The sequence below is a fragment of the Dellaglioa algida DSM 15638 genome (genome assembly GCF_001434695.1).
In the GTDB taxonomy this organism is placed as follows: domain Bacteria; phylum Bacillota; class Bacilli; order Lactobacillales; family Lactobacillaceae; genus Dellaglioa; species Dellaglioa algida.
In genome coordinates this window covers 1-23,663 of the sequence record NZ_AZDI01000003.1, presented here as the reverse complement: position 1 = coordinate 23,663, position 23,663 = coordinate 1, and the positions used below count along the sequence as shown (strand labels likewise).

Genomic DNA, 23,663 nt, shown 5'->3' with positions numbered 1-23,663 from the left:
AATAAGCACCCTCGAAATCATTGATTTTGAGGGTGCTTATTTTTTTATTTATTAGTCTTTAAAGTTATCGTTTTCAACATCTGCTAGGAAAGTACTTAAATGATCAAAGTAAACAGGTGCGTTATCAATCATATGATGATGACCACCTTCAGGAGTCGTTACAAGACGAGCGTGTGGAATTGTTTCTGACATTCTTTTAGCGGTTGCTAGAGGCATTGTTTCGTGTTCACCAAATGTAATTAAGGTTGGAACGGTAATATTTTTGATACGGTCGCGAGTTGACCAATCTTTTAATTTACCGGTAACGACGAATTCGTTATTACCTTGGAAGTAGTTGTAGACAGGTTCGGCCATTGTGCTAACCAAATGAGCAATTTGAGCTGGTTTTTTACGATCAACATAACCGTCATTTAAAATGTCAACGTAGCCTTGGTAACGTGCGTTATCAAGGTCGCCTGTTTTTTCGCATTCTTGCATGTAAGCAAGCGCATCAGCATCTAATTCTTTAGCACGAATAGCGTTAACGTTAGCTAAGTATTCATTAATATCGTCAGTCATACTTGAGATAATAGCGCCTTTTAAATGGTCACCATATTTCAATGCGTATTCTTGAACAAGAGCGCCACCCCATGATTGACCAATTAAGTAGAAGCTATCTAAGCCTAATTTAACGCGGACTTCTTCAACTTCATCAATAAAGTAATCAATATTAAGGAATTTGTCGATATTCTCTTGTTTAGTAAAATCTGGTTGATCAGAATACCATGAACCAAGTTGGTCATACATTGAAACTTGAACGCCAAGAGGAGCTAATTTTTCAGCAAAATTTTCGTAATATTCATGTGTGCCACCGGGGCCACCATGGAGACAAAGTAATTGAATGTCGCCTTGTCCTTCTGTGTGTGTCCAGAGATGATACCCATTATCTAACGTAATAATTTTCGTTCCATATGCCATATTAATCCACCTAATTTCTTAAGAATAGATTAAGCATAGCACTTTTGAGGTTATTTACCAGAATGAAAGCAATTAAAAAGTCACAATTTGCAATTTATAGTCATTTAGTTTAAAGTTATGTTAACTTAAAAAATAAAAAGGTTAACGGTGAATAATGAAAACAAAAGATCAGATTCTTAAAATTTTGTCTGAACGACAAGACAGCATTGTTTCGGGAGAGGCTTTGGCCGAATCGATTGGTGTTTCAAGAACGGCCATTTGGAAGGCAATTAAAGGGCTACAAGAAAATGGCTTTGAAATTCAGACGGTTGCGCAAAAAGGATACATATTGAACGATGGTAACCGTTTGAATCCACAACTTATTTATTCTTATTTAGATAATCAAGAGATACAGGTGGAAACATTCAATGAGCTAGAATCAACTAATCAATTGGCTAAAGAACGTGCTAGCCAACAAGGTAATAATGAACCGCTACTAATTGTGGCAAACGGTCAAACGGGTGGATATGGACGATTTGGTCGAGATTTTGAATCACCGGAAGATACCGGTATTTATATGAGTTATCTATTACGAATTGATCAGCCAATTAAAGATGTTGGACAGCTGACAACGGCCACGGCCATGGCCGTGAGTTATGCATTGGAAAATAAATTAACTATTCAACCGCAAATAAAGTGGGTTAATGACATTTATTATCAAAATAAAAAAATTTGTGGCATTTTAACCGAGGCTGTTACAGATATTGAGACGCAACAAGTGACAAGTCTCGTTATTGGTATCGGACTAGATTTTAAAACGGATATCACAAAATTATCGACTCATTTGCGAGACAAAGTAGGATCGTTGGTAACTGAATCGGGGGACGTTACACGAAACGAATTAATAGCTGAAATAACGAATCAATTTATGACTATTTATCAAGATTATCAATCAGGCGGTTTTATGGATGATTATCGAAAGCGGTCACTTGTAATTGGTAAGACGGTAACTTTAAAAAGTGGTCATCAAGAAATAACGGGCGTTGTTGAAACGATTAGTGATAGTGGACAACTGGTTTTTCGAAATGATGACGGACAGGTTACAAAGTATATGGCAGGAGAAATTATAAAAGTGAACGTGGAGGGGATGACACATGGGCAAGAATAATCGGTTGAAGCAATTAATTATTGCGGCGGAATTAGCGGCTGTCATGGGTGTTTTATCGCAACTTATTATTCCACTAGGACCAATTCCGTTGACCTTACAAACGATTTTTATTGGGTTGTTGGCAAGTTTAAGACCGGTCGGAGAAGGAATCAAAACAGTTGGTATTTATCTTTTGCTGGGGTTAATTGGCATACCCGTATTTGCTGGTTTCCACTCAGGACTACTGTCATTAATCGGGCCAACCGGTGGCTATTTATTTGGTTTCTTGATTTATGTTATCGTGACCGGTTTATTTTTAAAATGGTGTGGAAATGGTCGTTGGCAACTGTACGTCGCAAACTTATTGGGTGCTAGCGTTCAATTATTACTTGGTGCCGCATGTTTAATGATTTACCAACAAACAACCATTCAACAAGCATTTTTGATTGGTGTTTTACCATTTATATTTGTTGGTATTCTTAAAGTTGTTTTTGTTTGCGAGTTAGCTTGCTATTTAATACGTAGGTATGAAATAAAAGCCTTGTAGAAAGTTAATTTTAGCTAGATAAATCAACTAACACCGATTCTATAAGTGATGGACTTTAATAACTTAATAAAATAAAAAGAGAGAAACACGTTAATAATTACGTGTTTCTCTCTTTTTATACAGTCAGAAGCAGTTTCAGTTTGCCTTTTTTTCTTGATAACTACGAACTAGTAATATGGCCGTTAAGGCTGTGACAATTAAACAAATGATGAATGAAATTAAAAAGGTGACGTGCATCCCGTAAAGAAAAACGTCTGGACGATTTTTAATATATGTCGTTGTTGTTTGACCGTATTTATGACTCATTGCGGTAAACAAAGAGGTTGTCGCAACGGAAACCCCAATGACCATCCCTAAGCTACGAGACAGAGAATTCATACTACCAGCGACGCCAAGTTGTTTCTGGTCAACGGCACCCATGATAGTCATATTATTTGGTGATTGGAATAAGGGATTTCCTAATCCAGCAATGGCTACGAAAATAGCAAAGACATAAAGTGGTGTATCCGCATTAATCATGAAGAAACCAAATTGAGAAATTGAGAGAATAATAAGCCCGATTAAAGTGACTAACTGTGGATTGAAACGATCACTTAATGAACCAGCGACCGGTGACATCACAACCATAACTAATGGCCAAAGCATCAAGATGTAACCAGCAATATTAGGCGTTAAACCCAACGTATTTTGAAGATAGAAGGGCGAGATAACGTTGAAGAAAAAATTAGAAATAAAGATCAATAACGCACCAATTAGACCAATTGAGAATTTAATATTTTTAAAAATTGTAAACTGAATTAAGGGCATCTCAATTTTATTTTCAATCGTAATAAAAACGATTAGGGAAATTAGAGCGGTTACGAATAAGCCAATGATGGCAGGTTGATTAAAGCCAATTTCTTGGCCAATGAAGATACCAATAAAAAAAGTCGCAATCGTTAACGCGTAAAAAGTAAATCCTAGGTAATCGATTTTTGTTCGCGTTTTAGTGATATCTTTTGGCAAAATAGCTTTACCGACAAGAATAGCAATTACGCCAACCGGGATGTTGATCCAGAAAATATAACTCCACGATAGATGAGCAAGTAAAAGCCCGCCTAATCCGGGACCAGCAATACTACCTAATGAAACGAAGGAGCCAATGTAACCTAATGCTTTACCGCGTTCATTGTGAGGGAAAACCTCAGTAATAATCCCTGCGTTTGCGCTTAATGTCATACTGGCACCCGTTGCTTGAACGACACGGGCAAAGAGTAAAAAGGGTAGCCCAGTATTGAATCCAGCTAGTATTGAGCCACAAACAAATAGAATGGTACCAATTCGGAAGACACCGATTTTACCATAGGTATCGCCTAATTTACCGAATAGGGGCAACAAACAACAGATGACAACAAGGTAAATTGAAACGACCCATTCGGATTGGTTCATTGGTACATTTAATTCACGGCTCATACTAGGCAGCGCAATATTAACGATTGAACCGTCAAGTGTGGACATGAAGGTAAATAGCCCAATTGACGTTAGAATCCACCATTTTCTTTTTTGAATCTCTGGATCTGTAACAAATGCGTTTTGAGTAGCCATGTGTGTTCTCCATTATCTTGGTGATATTACATCATCATTTTTTAGGTTAGACGTTTAGAATAATGTTGTTACAGGTTGGTAAGGAACTTTAAGACGAGAATTGGCTAAGTTAATCGTATAGATATCTGAATCATTGTTACGTAAAGTCATACCAAAGTCAGTTGCATAAATAACAAGTCCAAGTCGATGCCCTTTTTCAACTTGGTAAGCTGTTGGCTGTAGGTCAAATTCTATCGTATTAAAAGTGCCTGGAAGCACGGAATCATTTTGATAACGATTAGTTCTATTTTGGAGATTAATATGACCTTTTGAAATCATTTTCCAAGGTGTAGACGTTGCACTCTTAGTAAACTCAACTAAATCATCCTCACGCCAATGAAATCCGGTGTCTAGGGCTTTACGACCTAAAACAGTTGGCATTTCATTGAGTCGGTTTGCTTCGCCATAGTCAATTAACATACAGCTGATCAAGCCCTTTGTCTGTCCGGCAGAGACGGATAATTTAACATGGGCTGAACCAGAAAGGAAAAGACGTTCGGTAAATGAATCTGTCACTAGTTGAACACGATTTTCAGCCATATTTGTTTCTTTAGTTGAAATTAAGTCGTGTTCCCAAAGATTATTGTTTGTCACGTAAGCGTTAAAGATGTCATCTGGTAGGTCATCTTTAAAAGTCACTGATTGATGTTCATCCGAAGTGACTGATTGAGTTAGCTTATCTTGGTGGAAATGATAAGACTGTACAGGTGAATCTGGATCCGCCCAATCGTCAAATGTATGCCACGTTTCGGCATTTAAGTTATCTTGCATTGTGACATTGGGAATAAGTGTCTCTGCACCATTTTCAACGGCATAAAGTTGATTAGACAGCCAAAGGTTCATCATATCTGTAAAATCTAATGAGCGGAAATTATTAATATAAATATGTTTTCCTTGATGTAAAAACAATTTTTTTACGACCGGAGAAGGCCGTAATGCCTGCCAGAGTTGTTCCACTTGGCGTGGTTTGACGTTCCAATCATTTAAACCATGAACCATAATAATATTGGCTTTAATATTTTGAACTTGATTTAAGTAGTTACGCTCATCCCAGAATTGATTATAATTACCTGATTCACGATCTTGCCCTATTGCCAGCTTGTCCATAACTTCGCTAAAATAATTTTGAATAGTTGTATAGTCTGCGGCATCTTTTTTACGGCTCAAACAAAGTTCAGCCAGAACATCTGCGTCTTCTCCTTGGCAGGCGGCCGGCGCGACAACTAGTCCATTTTCACGATAATAGTCGTACCAACTAGAGATTGCTGCCTCAGAAATAATGGTTTTTAAACCGGAGACACCAGTAGTTGCTGCAGCAGTAGCGAGCGTTCCGAGGTAAGACTTACCAGTCATTGCAACGTTTCCGTTACTCCAAGTTGCTTTAATTGCGCGATTATTTAATTTATTTGTGAAAGCTTGGCGTTGACCCGTTAACCATTCGATGATTGCCACGGTTGAAACTGTCTCCTCAACGCTGCCACAAGTTCGAATGCCATCTGATTCGCGAGTACCAATTCCGGCCGCGTAGACAATTGCGAATCCTCTGGCAAGCATATAATCGTTTAACGTATATGAAAATTCGCGACTAAAAGTTTGTTCAGTTTCAGTTGTTTCTGAAAGAACTGGTCGCGGATTGGGTAATTCAGGTTCTTGATAAGTAGAAGTGATATCTGCTTCGGATAAGTCTGTGACAGGTTTTTCTGCGAGTGGAATATCGACGTTATGCATGACTTCTGCTTCATCATTCGTACCTTGGTTATAAGGGCTTGCCGTGTATAAAACAGGCACTTTAAAACCTGAAGTAACAGTTGGTCTTAAAATTTCAGTTTTTAATAAATCACGTTGACCATCATGATCGGTATCTAGTGGTGCCTCAACATAAACGACTTCACGAATTAGTTTTGTGGTATCGAAAACAGGTTGCGCCTTGCCATTGAAAAAGAGCGGTTTGGCGTCTTCATAGAAAGAAACGAAGTAGCCTTTATTGGCTAATAGATCAGTGAAAACCTGACCATTTTTTGTATGCGTTGTTAATAATAGATACCAAGCTGACCAAAAATCATCAACTGAGTTAATGATTTCAATAGAAGGTAATTGAATCTTAGTCATTGCCGTGAATGGGTCGTCAATTTTGAAATCAATGCCGACTTCAAATTCTAATAACTGCAATGCAATATTATAGAAGATAGTGGGCGTTAATTCATTTTTCATTGTAAAAAAATCATCAACTGAAGTCGAGTCAGTCGCGAGTAATGAATGATATTTTTGGTGTTTTGATCTGGCAGTTTGATAATCAAGGAAAACTTTATCGAGTGATTGCTCAAGTAAAAATGTCAGATTAGTTTCAGCATCTATGTAAAATTTCATGGCTTTGAGTTCTTTGATTTGTGTCTCAAAGGTAGGTGTATAGTTAGCGAATTGATTATTTTTCATTAGTCAGAAACTCCCTTTCAAAATTGATTGAACTATTAATTTAAGTATAACTTAAATTTAAATAAGGTTGAAATGATACGTTTCTATTGACAAAAAATAAGTAACTGAGTAAAGTCAAAGATATTAAGGTAATTAAAAAAGGAGAGTGTCTAATAGTGAGAAGGAAAGTCGCATTAATTTTGAGTATTATGGTTCTAGGGGTGTTGGCTGCTTGTGGGAAAACAACAACAAAAGTTGATAGTAGTTTAAACGTGGCTGTAACTGATCAGTTAGGCACTTTAGATTCAACTAAATACAGCGATACGTTTAGTGTTGAAGCTATTCAAAACGTTTATGAAGGTTTGTATACTTATAATCAAAAAAATAAACCAGTTTTGGCAGCGGCTAAAAGTGTCACGACAAATGACGCAAAAACAGTGTACACGTACAAATTACGAGATGAAAAATGGTCAAGCGGAACGGCTGTGACGGCTAATGATTTTGTGTACGCATGGCAGAAATTGGCCAATCCTAAAACAGCATCACCTAATTCACAACGAATCGATATCCTAAAAAATGGTTATGACATTCGCAATGGAAAAATGGCTGTTAATAAATTAGGTGTTAAAGCAATTGATAAAACAACATTAGAAGTTACGTTAGCACAACCAATCAGTTATTTGCCAGAAGTTTTAACGGGAGCGCCATTTGTACCTCAAAATGAAGCCTACGTTAAAAAACAAGGGGATAAATATGGAACAGATTCAAAACATATGATTGTGAATGGTCCTTATAAATTAACGGACTGGACGGGAACTAATAATAAATGGTCATATGTTAAAAATACAAATTACTGGAATGCTAAGTCAGTTAAATTAACTCAAGTTGATGTACAAGTTGTAAAAGACGGCGCAACAGCCGGTAAACTATATCAGACGGGTAAAATTGATTTTTCAATGTTAGCTAATGATTACGTTAAACAATATAAAAATGAAAAAGGATTTGCAACTCGTAAAACACCATTAATTGGTTATTTAGGTTTTAATACGAAACGCGAAGCAACTGGTAACAAACACATTCGTAAGGCTCTTGCAATCGGGTTTAACAAGAGCTCCTTAGCAAGTAAAATTCTCAATGATGGTTCATCAGAGTTGAATGGGATTGTGCCAGCTAACTTTGTCTCGAACCCGGTTAACGGAAAAGATTACCGTAAAGAAGCTGGTGACCTGCTCGCTTTCAATAAAAAAGAAGCTAAAGCTGAATGGGAAAAGGGACTTAAAGAGATTGGTAAAAAAGACCTAACTATTGAAATTTTAGGATCTGACACGCCAGAAGCCAAACAGGTGATTGAATACTTGCAGGCACAATTAGAAAGTAACCTTCCAGGGTTAACAATCAATGCCCGTAACATACCAATCAAATCACGTTTAGCAGCAACAACCGCCTACCAATTTGATGTCGTTTATGGGACGTGGACGCCAGATTACGCTGATCCAATTAACTTTATTAGTGATGGTGGTGCTTATCACTTGAGTACAGATTACAAAAATGCACAATATTTAAAGGACCTTGATCAAGCTAAGAATGACTTTGCAACGAATCCCACAAAACGTTGGGACAGTTTGATTGATGCCGAAAAACAAATTGTTGGCGAAGATGCTTATATGGTACCTGTTTTCCAAGGAGCAATGGCTTACTTGTTAAACCCAGATATCGCTGGAATCCATATTAACCCATACGGAACAACATTGTTCTATCGTGATATGACGATTAAGTAGGACTAATTAAATTGAGAACTTAAGCTATTGAATTTTTAGTTCAATAGCTTAAGTTCTTTTTTTGTAGAATAACTAACGATATTATTTGGCTTTAGTATTGTCATGTCACGACCTCTAGTACTTATTATCGCAGTGAGAATAATTAAAGTTTTCTTTGGTTATATTGGTTAAGTTGGTTGAGATAAATTTGTGAATAATAAGTTAATATGAGAAACTTATGGAGGCAAAAAATACTTGGAGGGTATGGATAATAATGAAAAAAATAAAGTTAGGTATTTGGGGATTAGCATTGTTGTTAGTTTTGGTGGGGTGTTCAAATGGAAATTCAGAAGATACGAGTATTAGTAGTTCAGCTGTCAATTCGAAATCAACAAAAAAATCTGATTCAATAAGTAAAAAGGAATCAAGTAAGCTTGAAAGTAGTCGAGCGGAATCAATTAAAAAAATGAAAATTAAGTCAGAATCAATAAAAAATGAAAAAAGAAATTCTAGGAGAAATACTAGTGATGGGACACTTACGGTTCAACAAATGAAAGATACCCCTGAACAATCAGCCATAGCAATTGCTTATTATGGTGCAGATCATGTTTGGAGTAACTTATCTGGCGAAATAACGAACGGATTCAATGTTTCAATTGAATCGCCTGATTCCAGTATAGTTAAATACTATATCCAAAAAGGTGATAATCCTTATTATAGATTGTTAGGTGACGAACATAATACTGTTGATTATTACAATAATTCAGATAATGAGCTTCAAAAAGTAGGAATGTCCGAAATAGTCACGTACGTTAATCGAAAATTATCTGATGATGCTAGAAACAAAATAGTAAATAATGTGACTATTGGTGAAGGAACTGACAATAAGAAATCGAACTCATCCGAGAAAAAAACACAAAAAAATGGACAGAAAATAACTGTAAATGAAGCGTTATCTGTTGTTAATGATAAATTTTTTGGGGATTCTTTAACGCTCTCAGATGATTATGGAGAATTTGTTTCAAGGAGTGGCGGTGTCGTTATGGGAACATTACAATATGAACCATACGGAAATGGTGGATGGAAGATACTTCCTTTGAAATGGGAGGGGAATTTTAACTTTAGAATTTATATGGTTCCTGATGCGGGCGATTCTACCATCTCTGTTAAAAGATGGTCTAAAAGTGGTTTTGATCCAGAAAAGACAGAAAACTTTACAGTAACGCGTTAATAAATTATGAATGGGTAACATTATATATAAATATTAAGTGATAAAAAACTAAGATTTATGGAGAAGTTCATTTCGTAAATCTTAGTTTTTTTTGACTGCAACGGTCAATTTTTAAACAAACTAGTTATTTTAAATGGAATTAATATGAATAAGGCTAACCCTATGTCGAACTTTATCTGTAATAAAATGTTAAACTGGTAAAGTTAATATTTACTAAATAAATGAGGTGTAAACCAATGAAACAGCTATTTTATAAAAATCTTATCTTAATTTTAACGATTGTGATTGGTGGCTTATTTGTTCTAGGTGTTAAGTTTGATCAGGCATTATACTCGGATACTATCGTTAAAATAACGCAGGTTACGGATGATAAAACTGAGAAGGTCACCGATGAATTTGAAAATAAAGATACGCAAACCAAACAAAAAATATCGGGAATTGTGATGAATGGCAAGTATCAGGGCCAAAAAATTGTCTTACCAAATACATATTCTTCATCTCGAGCAAATGATCAAAAATATCAAAAGAATGATCAAGTATTTGTCACGGTTAATCCACATAAAAGCGGATTGACGGGTACCATAGATGGGTTTAAGCGAGATGTTGTCGTGGCCGTCTTAATTTGGGTTGCCGTCAGTATGTTGGTAGGATTTATGCAGATTAGTGGGATGATTGCTGTTTTAAGTATTGCTTTGAATATGGTCATCTTCTTTTTAGCTATTAAATTTGAAATTTTTGTTAATATTACGAATTTCTTTTGGATTTTTGCTGGAATTGCACTTGTTTTTGCGGTGCTTACATTAAGTTTGGTGATTGGATTAAACCGGCAGATGTTGGTTACGCTGCTAGCGACGTTAACGGGGACTAGTTTGTCAGTTATTATCAGTGTAATTGTTTTAAGGTTAACGAATGATCAAGGGATGCACTACGAGGCTTTATCGTACGCTACCCAAGCGCCGAAGGAACTCTTTTTGGCAGCAACATTACTTGGGTCTCTGGGAGCTGTTATGGATGAATCAACGGATATTGTGGCGACACTCTTTCAATTGAAAGAGGAACAGCCAATGATTTCACCGAAGGAATTATTTAAATCTGGTCGTGAAGTAGGACAATCAATTATGGGACCATTAATTAACGTTTTATTCTTAATTTTTATCGCTGACATTTTCCCACTGGCAGTTCTCTACTTTAGAACGACAAATACGATTGGATATACTTTCTCATGGACAATGGCCTTAGGTGTTGTCCAGACGCTCATCAGTGGAATTGGTATTGTGATTGCCATTCCGGTGGCAAGTTTCTTCGCTAGTCGCTTAATCAAAGGGGGTGACGCCTCATGATTACAATTGGATGGTTAAGTGCTATTTTATTTGGGTTAATGGTTATCATTGGTGGGATGAATGGTGTGCGTTCATTCTTAAGTTTATTCCTTAATTTTTTAATGTTATTTTTCACGATTATCTTAATTACGGGTGGATTTCCACCGGTTGTGGTGACCTTGATCAATGGCATAATCATTTTGGCAATTACAATTTTTCTGGGGGATGATAATACGCAAGTGACGGAGACAGCTTTTTATGCGTCATTAATTGTGCTTATTATCTTAGTGTTGTTAATTATCCCAGTTGAACATTTAGCGGCAGTTCAGGGATTTGGGGCAGAAGATAGTGAAGAAATAGAAGCCTTCTCCCTATTAGTAGGGGCTAATTTCATGCAAATTGCGATTTCAACGGCAATTTTTAGTACGTTAGGGGCCATTGCTGAAGGTGCGATTGCTATCTCTGCGGGACTTAATGAAATCGTCGAACAAACGCCAACAATTGACTTGAAAAAATTATATGCTGCTGGTATTAGTATCGGTAAACATATTATTGGAACAACCTTTAATACGTTGTTTTTTGGTTTTTTTGGTGGATTTTTAGCTTTATTTATTTTATTGGTACAAACGCATGCAACATTTGCCGATATTATTAATGATAAAATTTTTGTTGCAGAATTAATTATGATTTTATTTTCTATCATAGGCGTTATTCTAGCGGTTCCAATCACAGCATGGGTTTTAATTCAAAAATTAAAACAAAGAAAATAATTGAAATGGCTTTAAGATTATGTGTATAATTAAAGAATACTAATAAAGGGGGAGTCAAAATTGAATTATAAAAATTATATTGCTGAATTTATCGGCACATTTTTCTTGGTATTAATTGGTACAGGGGCAGTTACAATAGGTAACGGTAGCCCGGTTGCCATCGCACTTGCATTTGGATTAGCTATTGTTTTGATGGCTTATGCTATCGGACCTGTTTCAGGTGGACATATGAATCCTGCCGTTTCATTGGCAATGTACATCAATAAACGGATGTCATTAACAGATATGTTCGGTTACTGGTTTAGCCAAGTTTTAGGTGCAATCGTTGCATCTAGCGTGGTTAAAATGATTATTGCATCAATGACAGATACATCAAAGGTTCCTGATGGTTTTGGTTCAAATAGTTACGCAACCATTTCTGGTGGTATGGCATTTTTCGTTGAAGCCTTATTCTCATTCTTATTCATCTTAGTTATCTTGATGGTTACGAGTGAAAAATTTGGTAACAGTAATATTGCTGGGTTTGTCATTGGGTTAACATTGACAGTACTTATCTTTGTTGGTCTACCACTTACAGGGGTTTCAGTTAACCCTGCTCGTAGTATCGGACCTGCACTTTACGCAGCTGGCGATGCACTTTCACAACTTTGGGTATTTATTCTTGCACCATTAGTTGGTGGTGCACTTGCTGCATTCGCAGCAAAATACATTTTCAACAGTGAAGAAGCTTAATTTTAACTAAGTGAATTATAGGCAGTGAATTCCATTAAGGGATTTGCTGCTTTTTATTTTTAATGTATGTTATGGTTAAGATAGATAATGATAAGTGAGAGGGGAAATAATGGCATTTTTAGGAACAATTTGTTTGGTATTAGTAGCAACATCAGTTGCGGGACATTTGAGCACGCGGATTGGTGTGCCTAGCGTAATTGGACAGTTATTGGTTGGGGTTTTACTTGGACCAGCAATGTTAAACTGGGTTCATTCAGATCATTTATTTGCGATGTTTGCGGAAATTGGTGTGATTATCTTGATGTTCATGGCAGGATTAGAGAGTGATTTAGATTTATTAAAAAAATATTTAAAACCGGCTTTATCAGTCGCAACTTTAGGTGTCGTTTTCCCTATTGTTGCTGTTTACTATTTCGGTCGGATTTATCATTTTGGATTTGAATCTGCCTTATTTTTAGGTGTCATATTTGCGGCAACATCAGTTAGTATTTCAGTTGAAGTATTGAAGGAACTGAAACGGTTAGATTCAAAAGAAGGTGCAACGATTTTAGGTGCCGCGGTTGTTGATGATATTTTGGCGGTCGTTATTTTGAGTGTTCTGGTTAGTGTTTTCGGCAATATTACAAGTACCGGAGAAAGTGCACAGTCTAATATCTGGGTCGGTTTCTTGTTAGAATTTATTTACTTTATTGGTATTTTAATTTTGTTCAAATGGGTAGCACCTTTCTTAATGAAGATAAGTGAACGATTATTGGTTGGATCGTCAGTTACCATTATGTCATTGGTTATCTGTTTAGGGATGGCTTACTTAGCAGATTTAGTTGGGTTAAGTGCAGTTGTTGGTGCTTTCTTCGCCGGAATTGCAGTCGCACAAACACCATATAAAAAAGAAATTGATGCCAATATTGAACCAATTGGCTATGCCGTATTTATTCCCATGTTTTTCACAAGTATTGGTTTAAATATGTCATTTGACGGATTTATTGAAAATATTTGGTTCATCGTTATCTTAACAATCTTAGCCGTTCTTACAAAATTACTCGGTGGAGGATTGGGTGCGAGATTACTCGGATTTGATTTTAATAGTGCCTATGTCATTGGTGCGGGAATGATTTCTCGTGGTGAAATGGCGTTGATTATTGTGCAAATTGGGTACACCGCTCACCTGTTATCGACAGAATATTATTCTGCGGTTATTATGGTAATTATTATCTCGACAATTTTAGCACCATTTATGTTGAAACATGCTATTGGGCGACAACAAATGGGTGATTAGTAAATGAAACTATTGATGAACAGGCCATGTGCCGATTCATCAATAGTTTTTTATTTTTAAAATAACCAATAAATATCGCTATTCTGGTCTATTCATTTTATAATGGAATGGATACTTGAAAGGGGAGGATAAAATGGTGAAACAATTATTAATTGCGCAGGATTTATCCAGCGTTGGTGGTGTCTCATTGGGCATTGCCGTGCCTGTACTGGCCAGCTACCATCAGCGAACGACAATCTTACCAACAATGTTGTTAAGTAGTCATACGGGCGGTTTTGGTGTACCAGTGAAGTCAGATACCTCACCTTTGATCCAATCCTTTAAAGAGCAGTGGGCAACAATTCCTATCCAATTTACTGGTGCCTATCTTGGTTATTTAGGTACGGTAGAAAGTATTAAAGCTATGGGAAGTTTGTTGGCCGAGTTATCTGATGTTGAAAAGATGACGACTATTGATCCAGTCATGGCTGATCATGGCCATTTGTATTCGGGAATGACCACCGACTATGTAAATGAATTACGAATGTTATGTTTAGCACAAGCAGATTTAATCTTACCTAATCTAACGGAGGCCTACTTGTTGGCTGAACTAGATTATCAAGAAAACCCTAGTGAACTAGAGGTAGATCAGTTATTAAAACAATTATTAAAAAAATTAAATTTAAAAGCAGTTGTTATTACGGGCGTTACTAATCAGCAAAATAAAATTGGTGTTGCATTTAGGACAGCAGGTAATGAATCTGGTTGGGTATTGAAAGAAAAGCGGGAGCAACATTATTTTGGTACAGGAGATTTATTGGCCAGTTGTGTGGTGGGTGAGTTAATGACGGGTAAGGCATTAGAAGAGGCCTTGAGATTCGCGGTTGAGGTCACATGGAAGGCAATGAGTGTTTCTGATAAAGAAGTACTTGATGGAAGATTAGGCGTTAATTTTATGAGTATTTTACCTGATATTAATCAAAGGATGGGGAATTAAAATGAGAAATGAGCGATTAAGAAAAATTATTTTAGCAGGTCTGTTTGCGGCAATTATTTATATTGGTATTTCAGTGTTTAGAATTCCGATTCCTGCCATGGTTGGGAAACCATTCATTCATTTTGGGAATTCATTGGCAGCACTAGCCGTCATTTTTTTAGGGTTTAGTTATGGGACCATTGCGGGCGCAATTGGCCTGGGCTTATTTGATATCCTGAACGGATACGCAGATACATCGTACTTTACAATTCTGGAAGTCATTGTCATTGCCTTATTGATGACAGGTGTGATGAAGTTATTAAAAAATTATCATGGTCAATATTGGATTGTAATCATTGCTGCGACTGCCGGAATTGGTAAAATTGGGACCTCATATCTGGTTTCGATTGGCGAGGCAATGATTAAAGGAGTGAGTTTTAACGTTGCGATTGTTCAAGCATTTTTGAGCTTGCCAGCTACGGTGATTAATTCAATTTCGACAATCGTTATTGTTAGTTTATTATACGTGCCCATTAAAAAGTTAATGACGCGATTTAACCGCTAAAAAAGACCAAATAAAAAAGGGTTGATGTGCGTGAGCTCACATTTACCCTCTATACAAGTTGTCCAGATTGAACGTATTTCATTTCTGATGATAAGTTGGAAACGGCTGTTTCGATTGTTACCCCAGAACCTGAAATGGCTGGATTATTTTTTGAACTAGCGATAAAGATTTGTTTCTCAGTGTCTAAAGAAACCGTGTACCAGTTCTTACTAAATGTTCCAAATTTCATAAGTTTGTATCCTCCATGTTTCTATATACTACTACCTTGAAAGCGCATTCTTTTTTCTCTGGTAGAAGGTTAGTATAGTACGTATAGAAAATGAATGCAAGACATTTGTTTTAGATTAATTAAAAATAATAAAGGAATGATTTAATGCAAAAAAGAATCTTCGTCATTACGGGAGCTCCGGGGACTGGTAAAACAACAATTAGAGACTATCTAACGGAACATTTCAGTGCTAAAAAAGTCATTACACATACAACGAGACAACCGAGAGATAATGAAAAAAATGGTCGTGATTATTATTTTGAATCAAACGAAACGTTTTTTAATTTTCACTATTTAGAACATGTCGAGTATGATCGCCATTACTATGGATCCTCAAGAGAAGCCATAGATGTTGCTTGGTCAGACTCTGAAAATGCAACAATTGTGCTGGATACGGCGGGCGCAATTACGTATTCAACGGAACTACCAAAGGAGACTGTTATTTTATATTTATGTGTGTCCGATACACAGATATTAAAAGATCGGTTAACTAAGCGTGGTGACACCGCTAAAAATCGTAGTTTAAGACTGGATTCGGGTGAAGCTAAACGAGATATGGAGTTACCGACAGACCTCGAAGGAATCGCGCACATTATTATTAATGATGACTTAAATGATGCGAAGAAACAGATTAATGGATTGATTGCATCACTGGATAAGGGCTGATTGCTTTTTTTATCTGATATGGTATTCTTTTTAAAGAGTAATCATTATTGTTTAGAAATGGAGATCAAACTTTTGACAGAATTAATTGACGATGCTTTGCATATTTTAAAAGAAAATAAATATAAAATAACGAAACAAAGAAAGAGTTTATTAACGTATCTAAGTCAATATGAGGAATCTTACGTTGATGTGACCGTTGTAGACGACTATATGAGGAATCAATACCCGGGGATGAGTCACAATACTATCTATCGCAACATTAAAGAATTTAAAGAAATGGGACTAGTTGAACAACGAATGAATGGTGAACGTGCCTGCGTAAAATATCAATGTGATTTTAGTCATAAACATCATCACCATTTTATTTGTACATCTTGTAGTAAAGTTGTTGAACTAGATAGTTGTCCACTGGGGTATTTTGAAAATCAGTTACCCGGCTATAAAATTGAAGAACATAAATTTGAATTGCATGGAATTTGCGATGAGTGCCAAGAAAAATTAGTGAAAAATTAAGAATATCTTCGAATAAAATTCAACAGCATATGGTTTAATGGAAGAAGTATAAAATTGGAGTGAGAGTTAATGGCTTATAGAACGCCACCATTTATTACGCCTTTTGCAATTGTTTCTATAGTACTTGCATTAGGTGCGACGAACGTTGTTGTGAATAAAACGACGAATACAAATGAAGGGGCAACGGTCTCTTCAACAGTGTCATCATCTTCGTCTATGCCGAAGGTAGATGGCAATTCGAGCTCTAAAAAAGTAGAAACCTCTTCTGAAACCAGTTCGGAGGTATCCTCATCTTCGGCGGAAAGCGTGGAGTCGGAATCAAGCAGCTCGAGTGTTGCCAAAGAATCGTCGTCAAAGGCGGAAAGTACAAGCGCAGATGACACGACTAATGAGAGCAGCGCTTCTTCGAACGCGGACGATACCGTGACCGCAGATAAGGCAAGCACGGCAACAAGCAGCAGTGTAAAGGATAAGAAAAATGTAACGCCTGCGCAAGCAAGTACAACGGCGACGGGTACTGATTAGAGATTGGAGGTCAAGAGATGTTTAGTTTATTAGATTTAGCAAATCATTACTTGGGTTTTTTTAACGTTAATTTAAAATTAAAAAATAGAATCTATACTATTTTAGGTTTTCTTGGTAACTGGTATCTATTGTATGTGGCATCACGTTATTTCATTAATGGGTATTACCTTCGTGGCAGTTTATTTATTCTGATTTTTCTGGTATTACTATATTTTGTTGGATTAAATATGCTTTACTACTTTACTAACAAAACCACTAAATTTGATCCATCCCCAAAAATTGAAAAATTATTGGGTGGGCCACCTAAACAAGCCACTGAAGGTGGTGAACGTCGTCGGATGCAACCTGGTTACGTCCAAACGAACGGGCTATTTGATTCAAAAATTATGATGCCAGCGACGATAAAATCGAGTAGGGATGAGAAACTAGCTGTTCAACAAATTGCGAGCCAAATGAAGCAAGTTGATTATTCTGCTTTCGATTATGACGGGTTATCGGATGATGCTATCATGAAAGAAATTCAAAGTACAGGTAAGCCAATATCTGAATTAACGCAACCTGTGGCCTTTCCTTTTTTTGAATTAAAAATAGAAAATGGAAAAATGAATGTTTATGCCGGAATGAACCAAATGGATCAACAAGTGATTGGGCACCTGACACATGTGGGCCTGTCTGATATTGAGACAGCTAAGGGCCAGTATGATATTTATCTGGCGACTGCAACTTTATCCGGTGGTAATCGGAAAATTGCGGGACGTTCGTCGGTTATTGAAGAAATGCATAAATTCCACGTTAAAATTCAAATTGCCTACAAAGAAAAAGAAAATTAGTAGAAAAGCGGTAGCAAAAATACTTTGCTGTCGCTTTTTTTTGCGGTTATATGGTACATTTAAAAAATGCTGAAATTAAAAGTTCATTTGAAAGTTGATTTGGTAGTATAATTAAAGTATCACAAAAAAAGAATAAGAGAGTTATGAGAAGGGGATTAAGCATATGGCAATGATCGAATTTAAAAATGTGGAGAAATATTATGACAAATTTCACGCATTGAAGAACATCAACTTGAAAGTTGAAGCGGGCGAAGTAGTTGTTATTATTGGGCCATCTGGATCGGGGAAAAGTACGTTAATCAGGACGATTAACGGCTTGGAACAAGTTAACGAAGGTCAGCTATTGGTTACAAACTTTGATTTAGCAGACAAAAAAACAAATATCGATAAGATCAGAAAAAATGTTGGTATGGTTTTCCAACATTTCAACTTATACGAAAATAAGACTGTTCTTGAAAATATTATGCTTGCACCACGCTTAGTTTTAAAACGAGATGAAGCTGAAAATAAAAAAATTGCATTGGACTTATTGGAAACAGTTGGTCTTGCTGATAAAGCACAATCATATCCTAGAATGTTATCTGGTGGACAATCACAACGAATTGCCATTGCACGTAGTTTAGCCATGAAACCTAAGGCACTATTATTTGATGAACCAACATCTGCATTGGATCCAGAAACGATTGATGATGTTTTAAAAGTTATGAAAGATATCGCGAAAAATGAAGGAATCACAATGATTGTTGTTACTCATGAAATGGGATTTGCTCGTGAAGTCGCTGATCGTGTTGTTTTCATGGCGGATGGTCAAATTCTCGAAGATGATACAACGGCAGAATTTTTCGATAATCCAAAAGAAGAGCGTGCAAAAAAATTCTTGAGTAAAATTATTAAACATTAGAGGAACTCAAGACTGTGAGAGTGGGGATTAAATAATGAAACAATTTAAAAAGATCAGTTTATTGTTTATGAGTTTAATTATGGTATTAGTTATTGCGGGCTGTGGCTCAAAAAATAAAGCTGATATCTTAACGACGGCTAAAGAAACAAAAACAATTAACTGGGGCGTTAAGGCAGATACAAAATTATTTGGTTTAATGAATATTAAAACGGGCAAAACTCAAGGATTTGATATTGACATCGCTGATGCCGTTACGAAGAAGATACTTGGTAAAGATGCAACGGCTAATTTTGTTCAAGTAACAAGTAAAACAAGAATACCGCTCCTAAAAAATGGTAATATTGATGCAATTATCGCAACAATGTCGATTTCTAAAGATCGTGAGAAGCAAGTTGATTTCTCAAACCCTTATTTTGCTGCTGGACAATCGATTTTAGTTAAGAAAGAAAGTTCGATTAAGTCCGTGAAAGATGTAAATAAGGACGGTATGATTGTGTTAGGTGTTAAAGGGTCGACTTCAGTGATTAACATGAAGAAGTATGCACCAAAAGCAGAAGTATTAGAACTTGATGACTATGCGCAAGCATTGACAGCACTGAAATCTGGACAGGGTGATGCTTTGACAACCGATAATGGTATTTTATATGGGATGGTTAAAGAAAACCCTGATTTTTCCGTTGTTGGTGGTACGTTTACGCATGAGCCTTACGGAATCGCAATTGATAAGGGTCAAGATAAATTCAAAAATCAAATCAATAAAGCACTTGCTGAAATGCGTGCCGATGGTACTTATGAAAAGTTATTAAATAAATGGTTTGGCGATATTCCAGGCTTTAGCGTGAAGGAGGCGAGTCAACAATGATTACAATTTTTACGGAGAACTGGCAAGCGCTACTAACAGGACTCGGTTATACGTTATTTTCAAGTATCCTTGCGCTATTTTTTAGTTTGATAATTGGTTCTTTTTTCGCGATTTTAGAAGAAATGCCCTACCGAATTTTAAAAATCATTGCGCGCATTTATATCGAAGTCTTTAGAAATATTCCATTATTGGTTGTGGCGATGTTCTTCTACGTTGTCGTACCCATGTACGTCACAAATATAAATGGGTTTACAGCTGGGACAATTGGATTAACGATTTATACGTCTGCTTTTATTGCGGAGACAGTCCGGGCAGGAATTCAAGCCGTAGACCCAGGACAAATGGAAGGCGCTCGCTCAAATGGATTAACATTTATGCAGGCAATGTTCCATATTATTTTACCCCAAGCATTTAAATACGTTATTCCACCTTTAGGAAATCAATTCATCAACTTGGTAAAAAACTCATCAGTTTTAGCTTTCGTTGCTGGATTTGATTTGATGTATCAGGGTGATATTATTGCGTCAACGACGTTTGATACTATTAATACATACATTATTATTGGGGTTTTGTATTTAATTATTACAATGCCATTGAGTTATTACATGAGACATTTAGAAAAGAAATTAAGTTAAAGGGGGTCTAGAAAATTATGTCAGATTTTATTGCAGCATATAGTTGGGAAAATATTCGTTACCTGCTACAGGGGTTGTTAGTTACAATCGAAGTTTCAGTTATTTCAATTATTTTTAGTTTTATTATTGGCGCTATTCTAGGCCTGACACGTTATATTAAAGTAAAACGTTTATCAGCAATCGTTGGATTTGTGATCGATTTAATTCGTAATTTACCTTTACTTTTAATATTATTTTTCGTCTACTTTGGTTTAGCTAATGTCGGTATTCGACTATCAATATTTTGGTCAGCAACACTGGCAATGACAGTGTTTGAATCGGCAATGTTGGCAGAAATTATTCGAAGTGGAATTCAAGCAGTTGAACCCGGTCAAATGGAGGGCGCTCGTGCAAATGGGTTAACTTATTGGCAAGGGTTACGAGTGATTGTTTTACCTCAGGCCTTGAAGAAAATGATTCCACCTTTAGTTAGTCAATTTATTTCATTAATTAAAGATACATCATTGGCAACAATTATCGTTTTACCGGAGTTGTTGTATCATGCTCAGTTAGTATACGGTCAAAATACTAATTATGTGATTCCTATGTTCGTCGCCCTAGCGGTGATGTATTTTGTCGTATGTTATGCACTATCATTGGTTTCAAGATACTTAGAAAGACGATTAGCTAGATAAAAATAGTAATGAATTGAAAATACAGCTAAAATTTAATATTTTAGCTGTATTTTTTTATTTGTATAACTAAAGAAAGCGTTTTATTTGACAAATTAATAATAATTTAGTTATGATTAATATAGATAAAAAATAATAGCTATATTTTTATTAATTAAATAATATGTAAGAAAGGCTTGGTGTAATTATGAAATTATACATAAAAAAATTAAACGTGAACAGTTCTTATTGGATTGAAGGGATTTCTAATCACCATTTAAATTTGAGTCTTTCAATTGTTGAAAAAGTAAAAGCGGCAAGAGACCCAACATAACGTTTCATATAAAAAATATTATGTAGAAAGAACTGTTTAACTAATCCCCCCATTCATAAAAGAAACGAGGAGAGCAGGATGACAATTCATACGGGAAAATATAAAAAATACTTAATTTTAGGCTTGATAAGTGGTGGCATGCTTATGAGTCCAATGGTAAGCCCAGTTAAGGCAAACAGATTAGATCAGCTTGTTGAACGAAGCGATGTTAATCAGGGATTAATTCAAAATAGTTTAATTAGTCCTTTAATTTTAGAATCAAAATCAGTAAGAAGTGGTGCGATTGTAACACCAGCAAATTTTTTGAACTATTTTAATTTACAAGGTGATGCAAGTTACAATCAGCAAACTGGCGTCGTGACGTTGACCCAGGATTTAACTCATGAAGTTGGAAATATGACGCTGAAGTCAAAAATTAACATTGAGCAAAGTTTTTCTTTATCGGGATTAGTTAACATTGGGAATAAAACTCAAAAAAAAGGTGGAGCGGATGGTATTGGTGTTGGGTTTCTTGACGGTGATCCAGGTCTAGTTGGGGACGATGGCGGGGCAATCGGACTTGGTGGATTGCCTAAATCGTTTGGATGGAAGGCGGATACTTTCTTTAACGCAAAAGCGGAAAGATTCCTATCAGATCCGAGGCAGTTTCAAGGATCTCCTAATATTAACGTAAGTGGACAAGGTAATGCCTTTGGTGCCTTTATGAGGGCTGACGAAATCGGAATTGTTGAAACATATGATGGAACCGGTAATGCCGCCGCTCAAAAAATAACGGAGCCAGCGGGGAATGTTTTTAAAGATTTCTTAATGGAATATGATGGACAGACACACATTATGACCGTTAAATATGATGGGAAAATATGGGAAAGAAATATTTTGGACTGGGAAACAAATAAAAATTATGCTTTCTTTTTATCGGCGTCAACAGGTAATTTTACGAACTTACAACAATTTAAACTTAAAGAATTTAAATATGATGCGGTAGGTGTCGCAAAGGTACGTTACGTTGATGACTCAGATGGTGAAAATGAAATTATTGATGCAGAAAATTTTGAAGGTCAAGTTGGAACGACAGAAAACATTAAAAATAACATTGATGCTTCTAATGCAAAAATATTAGGAATGAATAAAGGATACTCGCTAACAAGTGTGACTAAGAGTGCTGATACGGCATATACGGATAATGGCGATTTGACGTATGCTTTAGAACAGGGCGAAATTGTTGTTCATTACGCACGTCAAAAAGCAGCGCCTGTTACGGTAAAATATGTTGACACAAAGGGAAATGTGTTGAAACCAGAAATTATTTTACAAGGTAAGTATGGTGAAACATATACAACTGAACAAAAGGACATTGCCGGATGGGTGTTTAAAGAAATAAAAGGTACAGCAAATGGAACCTATAATGGAATATCACAAGAAGTATCTTATGTGTATCAAAAAGAAGAAGCAGCACCTATTACGGTTAATTATGTTGATATTAATGGGACTAAAATCACGGAATCTGATACGTTAAATGGTAGAGTTGATGATCAGTATGCAACAATTGCTAAAAATGTTGAAGGATGGGTGCTAAAAGCGACTCCATCTAATGCAACTGGCAAATTTAGCAAAACGGCTCAAACGGTTAATTATGTGTATGAAAGAGCAGAAGCAGAAAAGATCACAGTCAACTATGTTGACGAAAAAGGCAACAAGATCAGTGATTCAGATATCCTACCAACAGGCAAAGTTGGGGATAAGTACGAAACAAGTGGTAAAGACATTGCTGGGTGGGTTCTAAAAGAAACACCAGAAAATGCGAATGGAACTCATGGGACAAAGGAACAAACAATTACGTACGTGTACAAGAAAGATAAAGAACCAGAAGTAGAACCGTTGAAAGAAGGCACTGTAACGGTGAAATATAACGATGAAATTGGTAATTCAATTAGCCCTGATATTATATTGATTGGCGAAGAAGGGACAGAATATTCCACAAGCAGACAGATGATTTCTGGTTATACTTTTAAGAATATTCATGCGAATAGTGCAAAAGAATCAGGGAAATATGTTAACGGTAATTTAGTTGTAACATATATTTATAGTAAGAATACGGAACCAATTATAATAGGCTCCGTAACAGTAAAATATGTTGATGAAAATCAGAAAGAAATAAGTCCTAATATTGCGATGACGGGTGCTTTAGGCACAACATATAAAACCAACC

General features: G+C 36.1%; 24 protein-coding genes. 20 read left to right on the top strand and 4 right to left on the bottom strand.

The features are described 5' to 3' along the window. Positions 1-51: 51 nt before the first annotated feature. Positions 52-957, bottom strand: a complete 906-nt coding sequence (locus FC66_RS03345) for a proline-specific peptidase family protein (protein ID WP_057973970.1) — start codon at positions 955-957, stop codon at positions 52-54. 154 nt (positions 958-1,111) lie between these two features. Between FC66_RS03345 and FC66_RS03340 the strand changes: the two genes are divergently transcribed. After that, positions 1,112-2,104, top strand: a complete 993-nt coding sequence (locus tag FC66_RS03340; protein WP_057973969.1) for a biotin--[acetyl-CoA-carboxylase] ligase — start codon at positions 1,112-1,114, stop codon at positions 2,102-2,104. After that, a complete protein-coding gene (locus FC66_RS03335; RefSeq protein ID WP_057973968.1) occupies positions 2,091-2,630 on the top strand; it encodes a biotin transporter BioY in 540 nt (179 codons plus the stop codon). Before FC66_RS03340 ends, FC66_RS03335 begins: the two co-directional genes overlap by 14 nt. A gap of 135 nt (positions 2,631-2,765) precedes the next feature. On the opposite strand, the gene FC66_RS03330 is transcribed toward FC66_RS03335, so the two are convergent. Then, positions 2,766-4,214, bottom strand: coding sequence for an MFS transporter (locus FC66_RS03330; RefSeq protein ID WP_057973967.1), 1,449 nt, complete (start codon positions 4,212-4,214; stop codon positions 2,766-2,768). A 54-nt stretch (positions 4,215-4,268) separates the two neighbouring features. After that, positions 4,269-6,686 carry a Xaa-Pro dipeptidyl-peptidase gene (locus tag FC66_RS03325; RefSeq protein ID WP_057973966.1) on the bottom strand — a complete coding sequence of 806 codons (2,418 nt, stop codon included), beginning with the start codon at positions 6,684-6,686 and terminating at the stop codon, positions 4,269-4,271. A 155-nt stretch (positions 6,687-6,841) separates the two neighbouring features. On the opposite strand from FC66_RS03325, the gene FC66_RS03320 reads away from it, so the two are divergent. From FC66_RS03320 to FC66_RS03285, 8 genes are all read left to right on the top strand, one after another. Next, complete coding sequence (locus FC66_RS03320; protein ID WP_235804040.1) at positions 6,842-8,443, top strand: peptide ABC transporter substrate-binding protein; 1,602 nt, start codon at positions 6,842-6,844, stop codon at positions 8,441-8,443. Positions 8,444-8,696: 253 nt separating this feature from the next. Next, complete coding sequence (locus FC66_RS03315; protein WP_057973965.1) at positions 8,697-9,653, top strand: hypothetical protein; 957 nt, start codon at positions 8,697-8,699, stop codon at positions 9,651-9,653. A gap of 236 nt (positions 9,654-9,889) precedes the next feature. Beyond that, entirely contained in the window at positions 9,890-10,993 is a 1,104-nt protein-coding gene (locus FC66_RS03310) for a YibE/F family protein (protein WP_057973964.1), read from the top strand. Further along, the gene (locus tag FC66_RS03305; protein WP_057973963.1) at positions 10,990-11,742 is read left to right on the top strand and encodes a YibE/F family protein; all 753 of its coding nucleotides are present in this window, start codon (positions 10,990-10,992) and stop codon (positions 11,740-11,742) included. Before FC66_RS03310 ends, FC66_RS03305 begins: the two co-directional genes overlap by 4 nt. Positions 11,743-11,802: 60 nt before the next feature. Further along, positions 11,803-12,474, top strand: coding sequence for an MIP/aquaporin family protein (locus tag FC66_RS03300; protein ID WP_057973962.1), 672 nt, complete (start codon positions 11,803-11,805; stop codon positions 12,472-12,474). A 109-nt stretch (positions 12,475-12,583) separates the two neighbouring features. Next, on the top strand, positions 12,584-13,750 hold the full coding sequence (locus FC66_RS03295; RefSeq protein WP_057973961.1) for a cation:proton antiporter: 1,167 nt from the start codon (positions 12,584-12,586) through the stop codon (positions 13,748-13,750). 133 nt (positions 13,751-13,883) lie between these two features. Beyond that, positions 13,884-14,726, top strand: a complete 843-nt coding sequence (locus tag FC66_RS03290) for a bifunctional hydroxymethylpyrimidine kinase/phosphomethylpyrimidine kinase (RefSeq protein WP_057973960.1) — start codon at positions 13,884-13,886, stop codon at positions 14,724-14,726. A 1-nt stretch (position 14,727) separates the two neighbouring features. Next, positions 14,728-15,270, top strand: coding sequence for an ECF transporter S component (locus tag FC66_RS03285; protein WP_057973959.1), 543 nt, complete (start codon positions 14,728-14,730; stop codon positions 15,268-15,270). Positions 15,271-15,319: 49 nt separating this feature from the next. On the opposite strand, the gene FC66_RS03280 is transcribed toward FC66_RS03285, so the two are convergent. Continuing rightward, on the bottom strand, positions 15,320-15,499 hold the full coding sequence (locus FC66_RS03280) for a hypothetical protein (RefSeq protein WP_057973958.1): 180 nt from the start codon (positions 15,497-15,499) through the stop codon (positions 15,320-15,322). Positions 15,500-15,643: 144 nt separating this feature from the next. On the opposite strand from FC66_RS03280, the gene FC66_RS03275 reads away from it, so the two are divergent. The 10 genes from FC66_RS03275 to FC66_RS03235 form a co-directional block, all read left to right on the top strand. Further along, positions 15,644-16,204 (top strand): guanylate kinase, encoded by a 561-nt coding sequence (locus FC66_RS03275; RefSeq protein ID WP_057973957.1) that lies wholly within the window; start codon positions 15,644-15,646, stop codon positions 16,202-16,204. A gap of 72 nt (positions 16,205-16,276) precedes the next feature. Further along, positions 16,277-16,717: a Fur family transcriptional regulator gene (locus FC66_RS03270; RefSeq protein ID WP_404825492.1), complete on the top strand. Its 441-nt coding sequence runs from the start codon at positions 16,277-16,279 to the stop codon at positions 16,715-16,717. A 69-nt stretch (positions 16,718-16,786) separates the two neighbouring features. After that, the gene (locus FC66_RS03265; RefSeq protein ID WP_057973956.1) at positions 16,787-17,242 is read left to right on the top strand and encodes a hypothetical protein; all 456 of its coding nucleotides are present in this window, start codon (positions 16,787-16,789) and stop codon (positions 17,240-17,242) included. Positions 17,243-17,259: 17 nt separating this feature from the next. After that, positions 17,260-18,072 (top strand): DUF6681 family protein, encoded by an 813-nt coding sequence (locus tag FC66_RS03260; protein ID WP_083478949.1) that lies wholly within the window; start codon positions 17,260-17,262, stop codon positions 18,070-18,072. Between the two features lie 163 nt (positions 18,073-18,235). Next, a complete protein-coding gene (locus tag FC66_RS03255; RefSeq protein ID WP_057973955.1) occupies positions 18,236-18,973 on the top strand; it encodes an amino acid ABC transporter ATP-binding protein in 738 nt (245 codons plus the stop codon). A gap of 34 nt (positions 18,974-19,007) precedes the next feature. After that, entirely contained in the window at positions 19,008-19,835 is an 828-nt protein-coding gene (locus tag FC66_RS03250) for a transporter substrate-binding domain-containing protein (protein ID WP_057973954.1), read from the top strand. Continuing rightward, positions 19,832-20,470 carry an amino acid ABC transporter permease gene (locus FC66_RS03245; protein WP_057973953.1) on the top strand — a complete coding sequence of 213 codons (639 nt, stop codon included), beginning with the start codon at positions 19,832-19,834 and terminating at the stop codon, positions 20,468-20,470. The genes FC66_RS03250 and FC66_RS03245 overlap by 4 nt, the downstream gene beginning before the upstream one ends. Positions 20,471-20,487: 17 nt before the next feature. Further along, positions 20,488-21,144 carry an amino acid ABC transporter permease gene (locus FC66_RS03240; RefSeq protein WP_057973952.1) on the top strand — a complete coding sequence of 219 codons (657 nt, stop codon included), beginning with the start codon at positions 20,488-20,490 and terminating at the stop codon, positions 21,142-21,144. Positions 21,145-21,328: 184 nt separating this feature from the next. Then, complete coding sequence (locus FC66_RS08155; RefSeq protein WP_268904475.1) at positions 21,329-21,454, top strand: hypothetical protein; 126 nt, start codon at positions 21,329-21,331, stop codon at positions 21,452-21,454. A 78-nt stretch (positions 21,455-21,532) separates the two neighbouring features. Then, positions 21,533-23,663 (top strand): MucBP domain-containing protein (locus tag FC66_RS03235; protein ID WP_191978433.1); only part of this gene is annotated, 2,131 nt, incomplete at its 3' end.

What these genes read in the sequence shown, in the direction of transcription:
- FC66_RS08155 (WP_268904475.1), top strand. Translation starts at nt 21,329, where the DNA reads ATGAAATTATACATAAAAAAATTAAACGTGAACAGTTCTTATTGGATT.
- FC66_RS03260 (WP_083478949.1), top strand. Translation starts at nt 17,260, where the DNA reads ATGTTTAGTTTATTAGATTTAGCAAATCATTACTTGGGTTTTTTTAAC.
- FC66_RS03255 (WP_057973955.1), top strand. Translation starts at nt 18,236, where the DNA reads ATGGCAATGATCGAATTTAAAAATGTGGAGAAATATTATGACAAATTT.
- FC66_RS03340 (WP_057973969.1), top strand. Translation starts at nt 1,112, where the DNA reads ATGAAAACAAAAGATCAGATTCTTAAAATTTTGTCTGAACGACAAGAC.
- FC66_RS03335 (WP_057973968.1), top strand. Translation starts at nt 2,091, where the DNA reads ATGGGCAAGAATAATCGGTTGAAGCAATTAATTATTGCGGCGGAATTA.
- FC66_RS03345 (WP_057973970.1), bottom strand. Translation starts at nt 957, where the DNA reads ATGGCATATGGAACGAAAATTATTACGTTAGATAATGGGTATCATCTC.
- FC66_RS03285 (WP_057973959.1), top strand. Translation starts at nt 14,728, where the DNA reads ATGAGAAATGAGCGATTAAGAAAAATTATTTTAGCAGGTCTGTTTGCG.
- FC66_RS03290 (WP_057973960.1), top strand. Translation starts at nt 13,884, where the DNA reads ATGGTGAAACAATTATTAATTGCGCAGGATTTATCCAGCGTTGGTGGT.
- FC66_RS03305 (WP_057973963.1), top strand. Translation starts at nt 10,990, where the DNA reads ATGATTACAATTGGATGGTTAAGTGCTATTTTATTTGGGTTAATGGTT.
- FC66_RS03275 (WP_057973957.1), top strand. Translation starts at nt 15,644, where the DNA reads ATGCAAAAAAGAATCTTCGTCATTACGGGAGCTCCGGGGACTGGTAAA.
- FC66_RS03330 (WP_057973967.1), bottom strand. Translation starts at nt 4,214, where the DNA reads ATGGCTACTCAAAACGCATTTGTTACAGATCCAGAGATTCAAAAAAGA.
- FC66_RS03295 (WP_057973961.1), top strand. Translation starts at nt 12,584, where the DNA reads ATGGCATTTTTAGGAACAATTTGTTTGGTATTAGTAGCAACATCAGTT.
- FC66_RS03280 (WP_057973958.1), bottom strand. Translation starts at nt 15,499, where the DNA reads ATGAAATTTGGAACATTTAGTAAGAACTGGTACACGGTTTCTTTAGAC.
- FC66_RS03240 (WP_057973952.1), top strand. Translation starts at nt 20,488, where the DNA reads ATGTCAGATTTTATTGCAGCATATAGTTGGGAAAATATTCGTTACCTG.
- FC66_RS03265 (WP_057973956.1), top strand. Translation starts at nt 16,787, where the DNA reads ATGGCTTATAGAACGCCACCATTTATTACGCCTTTTGCAATTGTTTCT.
- FC66_RS03250 (WP_057973954.1), top strand. Translation starts at nt 19,008, where the DNA reads ATGAAACAATTTAAAAAGATCAGTTTATTGTTTATGAGTTTAATTATG.
- FC66_RS03310 (WP_057973964.1), top strand. Translation starts at nt 9,890, where the DNA reads ATGAAACAGCTATTTTATAAAAATCTTATCTTAATTTTAACGATTGTG.
- FC66_RS03325 (WP_057973966.1), bottom strand. Translation starts at nt 6,686, where the DNA reads ATGAAAAATAATCAATTCGCTAACTATACACCTACCTTTGAGACACAA.
- FC66_RS03315 (WP_057973965.1), top strand. Translation starts at nt 8,697, where the DNA reads ATGAAAAAAATAAAGTTAGGTATTTGGGGATTAGCATTGTTGTTAGTT.
- FC66_RS03245 (WP_057973953.1), top strand. Translation starts at nt 19,832, where the DNA reads ATGATTACAATTTTTACGGAGAACTGGCAAGCGCTACTAACAGGACTC.